The organism is Desulfosporosinus sp. I2, from assembly GCF_000960765.1.
Taxonomy (GTDB): Bacteria; Bacillota; Desulfitobacteriia; order Desulfitobacteriales; family Desulfitobacteriaceae; genus Desulfosporosinus.
Map to the genome: position 1 here is coordinate 1 of NZ_JYNH01000119.1, position 14865 is coordinate 14865.

Here is a 14865-nt window from a genome sequence, read left to right on the forward strand (position 1 = left end):
CAACAGGAGCCACAGGAGCCACAGGAGCAACAGGAGCAACAGGAGCAACAGGAGCAACAGGAGCAACAGGAGCAACAGGAGCAACAGGAGCAACAGGAGCTACAGGAGCTACAGGAGCGACAGGAGCGACAGGAGCCACAGGAGCCACAGGAGCCACAGGAGCCACAGGAGCCACAGGAGCCACAGGAGCAACGGGAGCAACAGGAGCCACAGGGGCCACAGGAGCGGGTTTGGCTGCCTTCGGTTATGTATATACACTTGACGCTGTGGCCCAAGTTGTAGCTGGCGGAGCAGATGTGCTATTTAGCAGTAATGGTCCGCTTGTAAACGAAGTCCACATTGCGGGCACAGCTCCAGTAACAGTTGCACTTGCAGGAAACTATCAGATTGACTATAGCGTGAGCATAACAGCAGGTGTAGGTTCAGAAATAGCTATTGCAGTGAATGGCGTAGTTGATCCATCAACTCCAATTACGGCGTTGGTCGCTACTGGTCAAGTGCCGGGTCAGGCGATTTTAACTCTTGCAGCAGGTGATGTCATTACGCTTAGGAACAGTTCCGCTGTTCCATTTACCTTAACTACTGCGCCTGAAGTTGGCGCGCAATTGACTATTGACAAATTAGATTAAGCCATTATTAAATGCCCCCTTCCTCTTAACCTAAGGCTTGCGTTTTAAAACACAAGCCTTAGGTTTTTCCACGCAATGGACTTCGTTGAACAAAAAAATTATGGTTAGTTATTTTACACACTGTCCACAATACTTCTTGGCAATAGCTTAATAGGTCGAGGAATACTTTCTTTATATAAATCAATGAAATGAAATATGTGTAGAGTATTTTGATTAAACAACAAGGATCCGAACAGGACGTTCGAGGCTTGTAGTATAAGATAATATACCTTCTAATTTGGAAAGGATAACTCAGGTCCTTCGGACCAGAAGACCAACGTCAACCTTCACAGTAAAAATCACCAATGACGCCACTACGATTGATAATGCAGGTATTTACCTGTTAACATTCCAGGTGGGCGCATCTGGCGCATCTGGTGCATCTAACCAATTTGCAGTGTATTTAGGTGGAACTGAGGTAACGGGGAGCAGATTCGGTATAGATCAAGCATTAGTGAATAATTTACCAAACTATGGACAGATGATCTTTGAGGCAGACGCTGGAGCTACTGCTACACTAAAGAACAATGACTCATCTTCAGGAACAGTTGCACTTTCTACAGGTGCTGGAGGAACTCTAACCGCTACAAATGCATCCATTGTCATTCACAGACTAAATTAGATAGATTTTAGTCCCTTGGTAACGCCGAGGGACTTTATTATGTTTTTTTATTAGTGAACTTCCCAATGTATTTATTTTGAATATAAATACAGTAATGATGTTTTAAAGGAGAGAAAAAATGGAGGGTAAAGAAATAAGCATCAGTCTCTGTATGATAGTCCGTAACGAAGAGATTACAATTGCAAGATGTCTTGATTCCGTCAAAGGTATTCCTGATGAAATCGTAATTGTTGATACAGGTTCCTCAGATCGTACAAAAGAGATTGTCAAAGAATTTACTGATAAAATCTTTGATTTTAATTGGATTGATGATTTTGCGGCCGCCCGCAATTTTGCGTTTAGCAAAGCAACTACAGATTATATCGTCTGGCTGGATGCAGATGATGTTTTTACAGAGTCTGATCGAGAGAAGTTTTTGAAACTGAAGAAGAGTTTAGATCCCCTAATGGACGTCGTTAATATGCCTTATCTTTTAGCATTCGACCAATTTGGTGCAGTTACGTTCAGTCTAAGAAGAAATCGCTTGGTTAAACGAAGTAGGAATTTCCGATGGATTGGTGCTGTACACGAGTATTTGGAGGTATACGGACATGTTTTAAATTCTGATATTTGTGTGACACACAAAGGGATAGGAGGGGATGATTCTGACCGTAACCTTAAAATATATAAGAAGCGTAAGGCTAATGGGGAATCGTTTTCCCCACGTGATTTATATTATTATGCTAACGAACTGTCTGATCACCAACTCTATAGTCAGGCGATAGAATCTTATCAGGAATTTTTAGAGACTGGAAAGGGATGGGTTGAGGATAATATTTCAGCTTGCGGAAAGCTGGCTGATTGTTACCAAAAATTAGAAATAAAGGATAAGCAACTTGAATATAGCTTTAAATCCTTTGAATATGCCTCCCCAAGGGCAGAGTTCTGCTGTCGTATTGGATTTTATTTTCTGAGTGCTGAGCAATATGAACAGGGGGTTTTTTGGTACAAACTTGCAACTCAATTGGAAAAGCCTATTGATAGCTGGGGACCCATGATTGAAGCCTGTTGGACGTGGTTACCTCATTTACAGTTGTGTGTTTGTTATGATCGCTTAGGTAAACATGAGTTGGCCTATGAGCATAATGAGATTGCTAGAAAGTATCGCCCAGAAAATACCCAAGTCTTGTATAACAAAAATTATTTGGAGGGTGTTTTAGGAAAGTCTAAAAAGCAAGAAATAAATAAAGAATTAGCTAACAATTTAGAGGAAGAGGTTGAATAATGTGGTGGTATTAAACTGGCATGAAGACTTTATTGTTCACTTGGCTAGCCTTGTGCGTCCAAAGGTTTATGTGGAACTCGGATTATATCATTGTGCGCTTTTCAATCGAATAATTCCCTTTGCAGAACAATTAATTGGAGTGGATATTAGCCCGGAAGCGGGGAACTATATGCAACAATCTTCAAAAACTCGCTTTTTTAAGGGCACAACACATGAGTTTGGCAAGGAAATGGAGGTTAATCCTCTAGAAATAAATATGTTATTCATTGATGCTGATCATTCTAAAGAGGCTGTTTTAAAAGATTTCAAGGATTTCTTTCCATTTATAGCGCCACATGGTCTTATTTTGTTGCATGATACCCATCCTGGGAATGAGCAAATGATGCAACCAGAATGGTGCGGTACTGCCTATCTCGCAGTAGAAGAGTTATTGAGAGAAATGAGATCATCGTATGAGCTGATGACAATTCCGGTTTCACCGGGTTTAACGATTTGCAGAAAACGTCAGGCGCAATTGTCCTGGCAGGAAAAGCTATAAGGCACTAAGGTTAATCATAGAAGGATAATCAGTAGTCAAATTCATAAAAGCAATATATTTGAAAAAGGTGAAAGTGGTAACATGTCTGCTTTCACCTTTAGACTGTTTTTAGCTCTAATTCTTGGTCGCTACCAAGCATAGCCCGGGAGACCTGCGCATGATAAATTCTTTAATATTACCATTGAACGGTAATAAAACTGATTTTTCGTACTCAATAAAATTTGAGTTTTGGAATGGTCCTATATCATAATCGTAATCTTCCTCAGCTAATTGCCGGGTTATAAAATGTCCCTCCTCTTTCCATTTTTTAAAGTATTGAATTCTGGCGAAATTTGTTTTTTCATAATTCCATGATGTAGGTAAATATATATAGTTTATTTCCTCACTCTCATAATAGCCAATGTTGGCCTCTTTCAGCCTCCTAACAAAATCGACGTCCTCATAGCCGCCGCCAATATAGCGTTCATCAAAAAAACCGATTTTCCTTATTAAATCCTTTTTGAACCCAAAAAAACCAAACCGATAAAGGGCTACCATCCCCCAGCCTTCTTTCAACATAACCAGAATTTTTTCTACAGCCTTAGGCGTTGGCCTTGCTTTGTCGTTACATATAATAATTGTTTCGTATTCGCTCGATGTTATACAATCATTGACGATTTTTGAAAACGAGGGATAATTAGTGCCATCAAATACTCTGCTATTAAGGCTCTTTAAACATAATTGCGCTTCCTGGCTAAGGTGAGGCCTGTTGGATATTATTATTATTTCATAATCCATATCTTGCTCTCCCAAGGTATAATTTATTATATGGATATTGTATGTAATCACTATCAAAATGGTTGTAAATTTAAACAGGGTCTTATGTTATAGTAAAAAAAACAGGCCAAGCACTAAACTAACCCGTTTCGTTTCTAATTTAGGTCGAAACAAGTTTGTGAGCGGTTACTTGTTATCGTTCCGCATAGGAAGCGGTTGGTAATGCGGAAAAATTGCTCTTCAAGTTTGAAGCAGTAAAGACTTAGGATAAAAGTAAGTCTTTACTGCTTTTATAGGGATTATTTAACACTTAGCAAAAAAGCTTCTACTTGATCCGCAGTGCGGTGCCAAGACCAGGCTTGGGCAAAACGATGGCCCGAGGCGGCTAAACGCTGACGTTCGGCATCCTGTGTCAACAGATAATAGATTGCTGAACTTAGCTGGTCAATGTCACTTGGGGGAACTAACAAACAGTTTTCACCATTCCTAACGTAATCACGATTTCCACCACAATCGGTGGTCACTACAGCTGTGCCAGAAGCCATCGCTTCAAGGGGCGGTAGGCCAAACGCTTCAAAGAAAGAAGTGTAAACAAAGAGATCTGCCTGTGCGTAGAGCAGAGTGAGCTCTTGGTCAGTAGTTGAGGTCTTAAGCCGACAGGGCACAGGGCTTGTAAATTGGGCACTCTCTGGTATAGATACGGTTAACTCAAAATTAATCTGACCCTCTAATCGGGTGACCGCTTTTAAAAAGTCTGCGCCTCCTTTCCAGGTATATCCAGATACAGGGTCGCGCATGATGTAAAAAATGTTCTTGTGGCCTGTTTGTTCAGATGGTTTAGGATAAGGATGAAACGTCGAAGTGTCTACTCCACCGGAAATCACCGTACTTTCTAGGCCAGTTTCTTGGCGGATAAGTTGGCGGTGCCATTGAGATATTGACATGATAGGAGCACCGATTAGATAGGTCTGCTTAGCAGTTACCGAATCGGGAACCCAAAGGGGTTCATAGCCAAGACTGAGGCGTACTACCCTGCCTTTTTGAGACTCCCAAGCCGGTCTAACCGTTAAATAGAAATTAGGGAGTATGAAATCGGCTGAAGGGATGGAGGAGGGGGTTAATTCTTTCACCCTTCTTAATTTGGCACGTAAGGGCCACACTTGGAGTCCTTTTTCAGGCATGACGACTTCAACATCATGCCCTTTATCAAGGAGGGCATTAGCCAGGTGATAAATAAAACGCGCCCCCCCGCCCATTTCTAAACTAAGGACAGGAAATACGATCTTCATAGTTTGTCCTCCCTTTTGCTTTACAGTACTACATACTATGCGTTTAAGTAGGCGATTTGTGTATATAAGTTGGCACTTAAAGGGGGATTTTGAATACCATAATAAAGCAAGAAATTAACATTGAAAGGAAGTTCAGCCGGTGTATATCGTAAATCATCAAGATTTCCTCTCTACGATTAATGAACTCCTGTCGGATTCCCATACGGTTCTAGATATTGGCTGCGGAGTCGGCGAAACTCTCAAAGAATTTTGTTGCCCTATAAAAATTGGGGTTGATGCGCATCGGCCATACTTAGAGCGCGCTAAGTATGCTGAACAACTTATTAAATTAAATTTCAGGGCAGAACACTTGAGCGAACTATTTCTGCCTAAGTCCTTGGATAGTGTAACGTTGATTGATGTTATTGAGCATTTTGAGAAAGAGGTTGCCTGGGATGTCTTGCGCCAAGCAGAAGAAATTGCAGCCAAAAAAGTTATTGTCTTTACCCCCAGAGGGTTTTTTCAACAGCTTGATGTTGATCATTACGGTTTAGGGGGAGAAAGCTTCCAGAGGCATCGATCGGGCTGGGAGGTTGAGGATTTCCAAAATTGTGGGTACAATGTTGTCATTTTCAGCAAATTCCACGATCAGAAGAATAAAGCGTTCTTACAGGTTTATGGTAAGAACGCTGAGCCTATCGATGCCCTCTTAGCTTGGAAGGATTGTTGAACAGAGGGCAGAAATTGGAGGTCGGAGGGCAGAAGTCAGAGACCGGTGGGCAGAGATAGAGGGTGGAAATCTGATAATTAGGTGCGGGCTAACTGCAAAAGTAAGGCTTCAAATTTATCGGCTGATTGCCGCCAAGTCCATGAGTGGGAGAAGTGTCGGCCGACTTGGGCAAGTTGATTTCGGTCATTTTGTTGAGTTAAGAGATGAGCTAGCACAAGGGTGAGTTGTTGAATATCACTGGGGGGAACAAGTAAACAGTTCTCTCCGTTTTTTGCATAGTCGCGGTTACCTCCATTATCGGTTGTTACGACCGCTGTACCACAGGCCATCGCTTCTAATGGAGGCATGGAAAACGCTTCGAAATAGGAGGTCGACACAAAAATATCTGCTTGAGCATAGAAATGGGCCATCTCACTATCAGAATGGGCCTTCACGATCTCATAGGGAAGGGGTGCCTGGTAATTTGCCCCTTCCGGAGCGACAACTTGAACATCAAAGGCAGGAATCAACTGAGCTAAATGCTGGCAGGCTTTCCAAAAGTCCTCACTACCTTTCCAAGTATAGCCATGTTCTTTAGAACGTAGGATATAAGCAATTGTAAGGCGTCCGGTAGAGAGTGACTTTTTGGGGTAGGGACAAAAAACCGTAGAGTCTACGCCTCCAGGGATTACGGTGCTATCTCGCCCAGTTCCTTGTAAAATTAATTGACGATGCCATTGAGATATGGCAATGATCGGGGCATTTATGAGGTAAGAAGCCAAAGCTTTTTCCTTTTCTTCCACCCATAAAGGCTCATACCCAAGGCTAAGTCGAACGACTTGGCCTTTTTTTGATTCCCAGGCAGGAAAAACAGTGGGATAGAAATTTGGAAGTATGAAATCCGCAGGCGGTATTGTAGCAGAAGTAAGTTCTCTGACCCGAGTAATTTGTGCCCTTACAGGCCAAGCCACAGAGGCGTTTTCAGGAAGTACAATTTCCACGCTGTGTCCTTTATCCACCATTTCATTGGCTAACTGATAAATAAAACGTGTTCCCCCTGTTTCCAAACTCACGACTGGAATAACTAGTTTCATAATTTGCCCTCCATACTTATCACAAAATTTATTGCCTTATCAGTGTATGTCAGGCCCGGTATCAAGGTGGCAATCTTAACAGCTAAAACTAATATTACCTGACAAATTATGGGGGATGGTCTATCTCTGTTGTGTCAACAAGGGGTGGACTTCCATAACTTATAGTGATGAGTTAGGGGGAAGGGATGGATCAAAAAAATGAAGATTTGTGTCGTGGGTTTGGGCAATATCGGCTTTAATCTTTTCACTTACCTTAGTCATAAATTTCAGGGAGAGGTCATCGGGGTGGATGTGAATGAGAGTAGGGTCAACGAATTACGGAGTAAGGGTTATAGGGTGACCACGGATTATCGAGCTTTAACAGGGATCGATGTTTGGTTAATGGCTCCTTCAACTGGTAATCAGGGTCAAAACCTATTTTCGGCTTTAGAACAAATGATCATCTTTCCGGGCTCTTTGATTTCCATAGAATCGACGTTGCCTCCAGGAACCATGGAGCGTGTGCGTAAAATTTTGGAAGAAAAAGGCTTTGAATTAGGGACTGATATCTTCGTGATCCATGTTCCCCATAGAGTAATGTTTGGTGTTGACAAAACCGTTTGTGATACCCCGCGGGTAATGGGAGCTTTTACAAATACCTGCTTAGAAAAAGGACGTCAGTTTTATACACCGTTGGTTCCTCTTCTAGTTGAAGTTTCTGACGTCCGGGTGGCGGAGCTGTCTAAAGTGGTTGAAAATGTTAAGCGCTATGTTGATATAGCCTTTGCTCAGGAAATTTATGGATATTGCGTTGCTCAAGGAATGGATTATGACGATCTGAGAATGGCTGTTAATAGTAAAAATAACGTGGAACTTCTAGGTACTGACTGGGGTATTGGTGGAGAGTGTCTGCCAAAGGATATGAGTTTCTTACGGGCGGTTTGTCCCTCAGTCTTGTTGGAAGGGGCTGAACAAGCGGATCAGGACTATCGAGATCGGATCTTACAACAGGTAGGCAGTGGTAAAGAAGTCTTGGTCAGAGGGTTGAGCTATAAAACAGGAGTGAAGGATCTTAAGCATAGCAGAGGGGCTGATTTGGTCAGAGCTTTAGAAGCGGCCGGAAATAAGGTGTGGGTGGAAGATCCCTTATTTACATCGGATGAGCTGATTGGAGCGGGCTTTAATCTGATTAAGGAGTTCGAGGTTAATCAGGATCATAAAAAAGAGGAACAAGCAGCAGATTGGGTAGTATTGGAGCGGCAAAAGGCCCTAGGCATTTAATAAAAGGACCATAGGTCTGCTGGGAAAACTATGAGCGGATATTCAAGCAATTTCTAGTATAAAATCGTGGAAAAAGGAGTAAATAGAATGGCTAAAATCCTAGTAACGGGTAGTAAAGGAACGTTAGGTTCGCGATTAGTAGAAGTACTACAATATCGTGGACATGATGTTTGGGAAGTTGATTTGCAACATCATCTTGGAGAAAAATATATTAGGGCGGACATCTCTGAGTATCGACAGTTAGAGCGGGTATTTGAGCAAGACTATGATTATGTCTTCCATTTAGCCGCTGAATTTGGCCGTATTAATGGAGAGCATTACTATGACACACTATGGAAAACAAATGTAATTGGAACACGCAACATTTTAGAATGGCAATTAAAGAAGGGCTTTAAATTAATTTTTACAAGTTCTTCTGAGATCTACGGAGAAGCAATGGAGCCCTTATTGACAGAAGATTTGCCTCTAAAAAAGACAATTATTCAGCATAATGATTATGCTTTAACCAAGTGGGCAAATGAAGTGCAAGTGATCAACTTTGAAAAAAAATACGAATCTCCTATTGTCAGACTGCGGTTATTCAATGCCTACGGTCCTGGGGAGTATTATCATTCCTATCGCAGTGTTGTTTGCCTCTTTATTTATCGAGCATTACAGGCTATCCCCTATGAAGTTTATGAAGGTTACTACCGTGTTTTTATGTATGTAGATGATCTAATTCCGACCATAGCTAATGCAGCTAATAACTTTAAACCTGGTGAGGTTTATAACATTGGGGGGACGGAATATCGCAGTGTCAAGGATTTAAGTGATTTAGTGCTTAAATATACGGAGGGTAATCCAAAATTAGTTAAATATCTTCCCGAAGATAAGCACAATACGGTCAGCAAACGGCCAGATATCAGCAAAGCAAAAGCGGATCTGGCACACGGCCCTAAAGTGCTGCTAGAAGAAGGATTACCCAAAACTGTAGAGTGGATGAAAAAGATATATCTGGCTAACCGCCCTAGTCGTAGTTCGTAGTTCGTGTTTCGAATATCGAATACGGTTTAGTCTCTGGGAAAATTCAACTGAAAACTTCAGATGGAGTAGGAAACTCCATCTGAAGACAAGGAGGGAAAACACTAATGCTAACGCCTAAAGTTAGTGTCGTCATCCCTACGTACAATCACGCCCGGTATCTTCCCTATGCTCTAGATAGTGTCATTAATCAGAGTTATGCAAATCTTGAGGTGATAGTGATAGATGATGGGTCCACAGATGGAACGGCCGAAGTAGTGAAGCCCTATCGTTCAAAAGTTAATTATATCTATAAGGCGAATGGAGGAACACCCAGCGCCTTAAATCTCGGCTTATCAGTGGTAACTGGCAAATATATTTGCTGGTTAAGTGCCGACGACGCTTTAATGGAAGACAAGGTGTCAAAACAAGTTGGACTGATGGAAAGTGATCCAGGCCTAGGTTTCAGCTACACAAGCTTTATGGTGATTGATGCTATTGGTAGTCAGCAATATGATGTGAATTCAGCGTATTATCACAGCAAACAGGAAATGGTCACAAAGCTTATGGAAGGTTGCTTTATAAACGGATCCTCCGTAATGATGAACAGTTCAGCGTTAAAGGTAGTAGGAAATTTCGACGAAGGCCTGCCTCAAGCCCATGATTATGATTTGTGGTTTCGATTCCTACGGCATTACTCCTGCGGATTTCTGGCGGAACCTCTGTTGGCTTATCGCTGGCACGGTGAAAATATGAGCCAGAATCCAGATAAAGCATGTTCTGCAATCGTTCAAGAGAGAGCGAAACAGTTATTCCCCGAGTGGTTAACCTAATATCATCTAGGCAGAGGAATGATGGGGAGCGGTAAGCTCCGCTTTAAAGACCCGTTGAAAGTATATCGCTGAGAGTACTCAATGCGTACACTTAACATGTACCCCATCATATAATATATAACTAATACATTCCATTATACTGTTTGCAGGTAATAGACGTGTTAAAGAACTGCAGAATGTTATTGGCATTTAAAGTAGTAACTAAGGAGGTTAACCGTCTTATTACTATTATCCAATGATTATCACAGTAAGGAGACAAATTAATGGCTTTATTAACAACCGGATTGATCAAGAATGCTAAAGTCTCCGGCGTAAGACCAAGTTCAACACTCTTGGCAAGAATTTCTAATGCTGGTACAGTAAATGTTACCATTCGAATAAGTGGGTTCTATTGGGTTGGAATAACTAAAAAGGAGTACGTTTTGGATTTACTAACCTTGGCACCTGGGGAAGTAGCAAATAGTAACTATTACGCACAGTTTGACGTTTTTGAGTTTCATTTTATCACTAACACCGATGCTGTAGAGATTTCAGCTTGGGGGAAGGATGCCGCCGGAGATAGGACTGTAGTTTATAATATACTCCCTCTAGAGCTTTTACCAACGGGTATGGAAGGAATAGCGGGAGCGCTGGGAATGACGATTCCTTCCGCCCATAACCAGATTTACGTTCTAAATTCTAGCAGCAATAATATCTCAGTTATTGACGGAAAAACCAATACCTTGATTGGAAACGTAATAGTTGGTTCGGGTCCCTTCGGCTTAGGAGTGAACCCCATAACGAACCGAATTTACGTGGCAAACTTTGGCAGCAATAATGTCTCAGTCATTGACGGAAACTCAAATACAGTCATTACCACCATTACTGTGGGTGTCTACCCGGTAGGCGTGGGAGTAAATCCAACAACGAACAGGATCTATGTTACGAACTGGGGTGGTCACAATGTCTCTGTTATTGATGGGTTTACCCATGTTGTTATAGCAACCATTCCGGTAGGTGTGTCTCCAGAAGGAGTGAATGTGAATCCGTCAACAAATCGAATTTATATTACAAAGTATGGTAGAAACAATGTCTCAGTCATCGACGGAAGCACTAATACGATCATAGCCACTGTAGGAATCCTGCCATGAAGATTATGACTATATTAGGTACGCGTCCGGAAATCATTCGCTTAAGCCGGATTATTCCTCTCTTAGATGAACTTTGTGATCATATCCTCGTGCATACCGGTCAGAACTTTGATCGAACGTTAAACGATATATTTTTTTCTGACCTAAAGTTACGGTCTCCAGATTACTTGCTTGACAGCCAGGCGTCGAGCTTAATGGGCCAAATTGGTGAGATCCTCTGCAAGTGTGAACAGGTGATGCTCCAGGAAAAACCTGACCGGCTACTTATTTTAGGAGATACCAACAGTGCTTTGGCGGCCATGGCTGCTAAACGGCTGCGGATCCCGGTTTACCATATGGAGGCGGGCAACCGCTGTTATGATGATCGGGTTCCAGAGGAAATTAACCGTCGAGTAGTGGATCATTGCAGTGATATATTACTGCCTTACACGGAACGAAGTCGGGCTAATCTCTTGAGAGAAGGGATTGAAGGGGAACGCATATATGTAACGGGTAACCCCATTTGGGAAGTTCTAACTCACTACGCAGATAGGATTAAACAAAGTCGAGCACTGCAGACGATGGGAGTGGACTCCAAAGGTTATTTTCTAGTAACCTTACACCGAGCTGAAAATGTAGATGACGGGGAACGTCTGGCAAAATTCATTACCGCTTTTCATAGGTTATATAAAGAATATGGCTTGCCACTTATTTGCAGTCTTCATCCACGTACTCGTTCTCAGCTGGAGAAGCAAAACAGAACGTTCGCCGGAACCGGCATCCAGGTCGTGGAACCTCTAGGGCTGTTTGATTTTGTGTGTTTGGAGCAAAATGCTTACTGTGTTTTAAGTGATAGTGGGACAGTCCAAGAAGAGTGTTGTCTTTATAAAATACCGAATGTGACGTTACGGGATGTGACCGAGCGACCGGAAACCTTAGAGGCTGGCAGTAATCTGATTGCTGGTTGTGAACAAGTAACCATCTCGAGAGCAGTAAAAACGGTTTTAAGTCAGGGCTGGGACTGGGAGCCACCGCCGGAATACATGGTCCAAAACGTAAGCCGGAAAGTCGTGAAACTTCTTTTGGGTGGGGGTAATTAAACCGCAGGCAATGGTGGTATTATTTGGTATTACAGCCAACTAGACATTGTTGGATCATATGTTTAATATTATGTGACATTTATTAGTTGCGGGAAATAGAATGGTAAAAGGTCGAGTATCCTAAAAGGAGCTGTTTAATATGCCTTTTATCTCAAGATATTCAATAACAACTAATGGCGCAGTAACCTTCACCGGAAATACGCTGGGATTAAGTCAATTTATAAATGTCAATCAGGCTGGAACACAAGGTAGTATCGGCGCTTTCATTTCGCTTTCAGGATCGCAAGTCCCAACCTTTCCCCTTGGAACAACCCTAAACTATGTGGATAACAGTTCCCAGGCGATATTAACAATTCCCTCCGGCAGTACAATCCTTTATGCTGAACTCATCTGGGGTGGTAATTACCTTACTCGTGATCAGGATATTAGTGGGCTAATCAACAACTCCATTACGTTTACCACCCCTCTGGGAAACAATACAATTGCTCCCGACCCGGCAACAGCAAATCAGCCAACAACGGTTGTAAGTGTTAATACATTAGGCTTCTATATGCGTTCTGCCGATGTAACCAGTCTCGTCCAAGCGGCAGGCGGCGGGACATACTCTGCTGCAAGTGTTCCCGGACTTGTTGACCCGTTAGTTGCATCAGCTAATGACACGAACCATGCCGGCTGGACCTTGGCAGTAGTTTATGGAAATCCAAGCTTGCCTGCTCGAGATTTAGTTTTATTCGTAGGTGCTGAAATAATTCGATTAGGTACCAGCACGGATATCTCCTTAAGCGGATTCGAGACCCCAGTTGCTGGCACGGTCAATGGACGAGTTCTTTTAAGCGCTCAGGAAGGGGATGCGAATAACGGTGGAGACCAAGCACGTTTTGGACAGACAGTTGCAACTTTAGGAATACTTTCGGGACCTAACAACCCGGCAACTAACTTTTTTGGTTCTCAGATCAATGATGATTCTGGTAATCTTGATACAACCGGAACGTTCGGGACTAGAAACCAAAATCCATTTACCCTGACAAATGTTGTTGCAGGCCGCCAGGGCTGGGATATAACAAACGTTGATGCTTCCCCCTTCCTGACAAACGCCCAAACTACCGCAGTGTTACGACTTAGTTCTACCGCGGATCTCTACATGCCAAACACAATTGGCATACAGATCGATGTCAACGCTCCAAACTTGCAGCCTGTCAAAAGTGTGGATAAAGCCTTTGCGGCTGTAGGCGACACTCTGACCTATACGGTCGTTATTCCCAACAACGGCCCAGTCGATGCAAACAATGTTATTTTTACCGATACGGTACCTCCCGACACTGCCTTTGTGCCCGGTAGTTTTACGCTTAATGGAGTACCTGTCTTAGGTGCAGACCCCAATACGGGAGTGAATATCGGGGCCATACCGACGGGTGGTTCGGTGACAGTTACATTCCAGGTTATAATCGAGGCTCTGCCCACCCCTAACCCGATCGTCAATCAGGCATCCATGAACTACCAGTATCAAAGTAGCGTTGGAGGACCCGTTCTGAATGGTTCTGCAATAAGCAACCAGGTGACGACGCAGGTTAATGTAGCGGAGCTCACGATGGTCAAGAGCGTGGATAAGGCTTTTGCAACCATCGGCGATACCCTGACCTATGCTACGATCATTACCAATACAGGAGATGTACAGGCCACTAACGTATTCTTCGAAGATATCCCGCCAGCAGGAACTCTCTTTGTGCCAAATAGTGTAACAGTAAATGCTGTCCCACAGCCCGGGTTCGATCCTAGTGCTGGTTTTAATATCGGCAACCTACCGGCAGGAGGCTCTGCAACCGTAACTTTCCAGGTTATTATCAACGCACTCCCTGTACCCGCGCAGTTAATCAATACGGCAACTACGATCTTCCAGTACCAAATTGACCCGGGACAGCCCCCGGTGACGGGAACCGCAAGCAGCAACCCGGTGACAACCCAGGTCAATGTAGAGCTCGTCAGCGTGGTCAAGAGCGTGGATAAGGCCACGGCCATCACAGGAGATATCCTGACGTATACGACCGTGATCACTAATAACGGCAACGTCCCCTTGTTGAATGTCATCTTCACAGACACCCCGCCAGTCGGCACAAGCTTTGTCGCTGGCAGCGTAACCCTCAATGGTGTCCCACAGCCCTTGGTGAACCCGATTCCTCCGGGATTCTCAATAGGAGATATTCCCGTCGGAGCAACGGTCACAGTAACCTTTCAGGTTACCGTAACTGTAGTACCCGTGCCTCCGGCACTTCCTGTGTTAACGAATACTTCAACCATAGACTACCAGTATCAGATCGATCCGAATTTACCTCCGTTAAATGGCACAACAACCAGCAATGCAGCCATAACCGAGGTTATCCTAGGAGAGCTTGCGGTAGTAAAAAGCGTGGACAAGGCTTTTGCCACGGTAGGGGATACTCTGACCTATACTTCGGTCATCACCAATCAGGGGAATGTAGCGGCCAGCAATGTATTCTTCCTGGATGTACCTCCGGTAGGCACTGCCTTTATACCGGGATCGGTAACGATCAATGGAGTACCTCAAGTAGGACTAAATCCCACGTTAGGATTTAGTATCCCGGCTAGTCCTCCTAATGATGTCATTCCTCCCGGCGGAGTGGTGACGG

At 43.3% G+C, this 14865-nt stretch carries 13 protein-coding genes and 1 pseudogene; 11 read left to right on the top strand and 3 right to left on the bottom strand.

Translation table 11 applies throughout. The features are described 5' to 3' along the window. The 4 genes and pseudogenes from UF75_RS26505 to UF75_RS19830 all read left to right on the top strand — a co-directional run. Positions 1-629, top strand: a pseudogene (locus UF75_RS26505) (hypothetical protein); the annotation flags it as partial. Between the two features lie 277 nt (positions 630-906). Next, a complete protein-coding gene (locus UF75_RS19820) occupies positions 907-1290 on the top strand; it encodes a hypothetical protein (protein WP_045576293.1) in 384 nt (127 codons plus the stop codon). 118 nt (positions 1291-1408) lie between these two features. Next, positions 1409-2554, top strand: coding sequence for a glycosyltransferase family 2 protein (locus UF75_RS19825; RefSeq protein ID WP_045576294.1), 1146 nt, complete (start codon positions 1409-1411; stop codon positions 2552-2554). Position 2555: 1 nt separating this feature from the next. Then, positions 2556-3092 (top strand): class I SAM-dependent methyltransferase, encoded by a 537-nt coding sequence (locus UF75_RS19830; protein WP_082075251.1) that lies wholly within the window; start codon positions 2556-2558, stop codon positions 3090-3092. 114 nt (positions 3093-3206) lie between these two features. Here the strand turns inward: UF75_RS19830 and UF75_RS19835 are convergent, their stop codons facing one another. Together UF75_RS19835 and UF75_RS19840 are read right to left on the bottom strand one after the other, a co-directional pair. Beyond that, positions 3207-3869, bottom strand: coding sequence for a glycosyl transferase (locus UF75_RS19835; protein ID WP_045576295.1), 663 nt, complete (start codon positions 3867-3869; stop codon positions 3207-3209). Between the two features lie 278 nt (positions 3870-4147). Continuing rightward, positions 4148-5137, bottom strand: a complete 990-nt coding sequence (locus UF75_RS19840) for a glycosyltransferase family 4 protein (RefSeq protein WP_045576296.1) — start codon at positions 5135-5137, stop codon at positions 4148-4150. A gap of 139 nt (positions 5138-5276) precedes the next feature. Here UF75_RS19840 and UF75_RS19845 point away from each other — a divergent pair, with 139 nt between their 5' ends. Further along, positions 5277-5846: a class I SAM-dependent methyltransferase gene (locus UF75_RS19845; protein WP_045576297.1), complete on the top strand. Its 570-nt coding sequence runs from the start codon at positions 5277-5279 to the stop codon at positions 5844-5846. A gap of 77 nt (positions 5847-5923) precedes the next feature. Here the strand turns inward: UF75_RS19845 and UF75_RS19850 are convergent, their stop codons facing one another. Continuing rightward, positions 5924-6919 (bottom strand): glycosyltransferase family 4 protein, encoded by a 996-nt coding sequence (locus tag UF75_RS19850; RefSeq protein WP_045576298.1) that lies wholly within the window; start codon positions 6917-6919, stop codon positions 5924-5926. Positions 6920-7117: 198 nt separating this feature from the next. On the opposite strand from UF75_RS19850, the gene UF75_RS19855 reads away from it, so the two are divergent. From UF75_RS19855 to UF75_RS19880, 6 genes are all read left to right on the top strand, one after another. Then, positions 7118-8179: an NAD-binding protein gene (locus UF75_RS19855; RefSeq protein WP_045576299.1), complete on the top strand. Its 1062-nt coding sequence runs from the start codon at positions 7118-7120 to the stop codon at positions 8177-8179. An 87-nt stretch (positions 8180-8266) separates the two neighbouring features. Next, complete coding sequence (locus tag UF75_RS19860) at positions 8267-9202, top strand: NAD(P)-dependent oxidoreductase (RefSeq protein WP_045576300.1); 936 nt, start codon at positions 8267-8269, stop codon at positions 9200-9202. Positions 9203-9306: 104 nt separating this feature from the next. Continuing rightward, entirely contained in the window at positions 9307-10011 is a 705-nt protein-coding gene (locus UF75_RS19865) for a glycosyltransferase (protein WP_045576301.1), read from the top strand. Between the two features lie 263 nt (positions 10012-10274). After that, positions 10275-11141: a YncE family protein gene (locus tag UF75_RS19870; RefSeq protein WP_045576302.1), complete on the top strand. Its 867-nt coding sequence runs from the start codon at positions 10275-10277 to the stop codon at positions 11139-11141. Continuing rightward, positions 11138-12220 (top strand): UDP-N-acetylglucosamine 2-epimerase (non-hydrolyzing), encoded by a 1083-nt coding sequence (wecB, locus tag UF75_RS19875; RefSeq protein WP_045576303.1) that lies wholly within the window; start codon positions 11138-11140, stop codon positions 12218-12220. Before UF75_RS19870 ends, wecB begins: the two co-directional genes overlap by 4 nt. Positions 12221-12359: 139 nt before the next feature. Next, a partial coding sequence (locus tag UF75_RS19880) for a DUF11 domain-containing protein (protein WP_045576304.1) occupies positions 12360-14865 on the top strand: 2506 nt, incomplete at its 3' end.

What these genes read in the sequence shown, in the direction of transcription:
- UF75_RS19825 (WP_045576294.1), top strand. Translation starts at nt 1,409, where the DNA reads ATGGAGGGTAAAGAAATAAGCATCAGTCTCTGTATGATAGTCCGTAAC.
- UF75_RS19835 (WP_045576295.1), bottom strand. Translation starts at nt 3,869, where the DNA reads ATGGATTATGAAATAATAATAATATCCAACAGGCCTCACCTTAGCCAG.
- UF75_RS19840 (WP_045576296.1), bottom strand. Translation starts at nt 5,137, where the DNA reads ATGAAGATCGTATTTCCTGTCCTTAGTTTAGAAATGGGCGGGGGGGCG.
- UF75_RS19850 (WP_045576298.1), bottom strand. Translation starts at nt 6,919, where the DNA reads ATGAAACTAGTTATTCCAGTCGTGAGTTTGGAAACAGGGGGAACACGT.
- UF75_RS19855 (WP_045576299.1), top strand. Translation starts at nt 7,118, where the DNA reads ATGAAGATTTGTGTCGTGGGTTTGGGCAATATCGGCTTTAATCTTTTC.
- UF75_RS19860 (WP_045576300.1), top strand. Translation starts at nt 8,267, where the DNA reads ATGGCTAAAATCCTAGTAACGGGTAGTAAAGGAACGTTAGGTTCGCGA.
- UF75_RS19865 (WP_045576301.1), top strand. Translation starts at nt 9,307, where the DNA reads ATGCTAACGCCTAAAGTTAGTGTCGTCATCCCTACGTACAATCACGCC.
- UF75_RS19870 (WP_045576302.1), top strand. Translation starts at nt 10,275, where the DNA reads ATGGCTTTATTAACAACCGGATTGATCAAGAATGCTAAAGTCTCCGGC.
- wecB (WP_045576303.1), top strand. Translation starts at nt 11,138, where the DNA reads ATGAAGATTATGACTATATTAGGTACGCGTCCGGAAATCATTCGCTTA.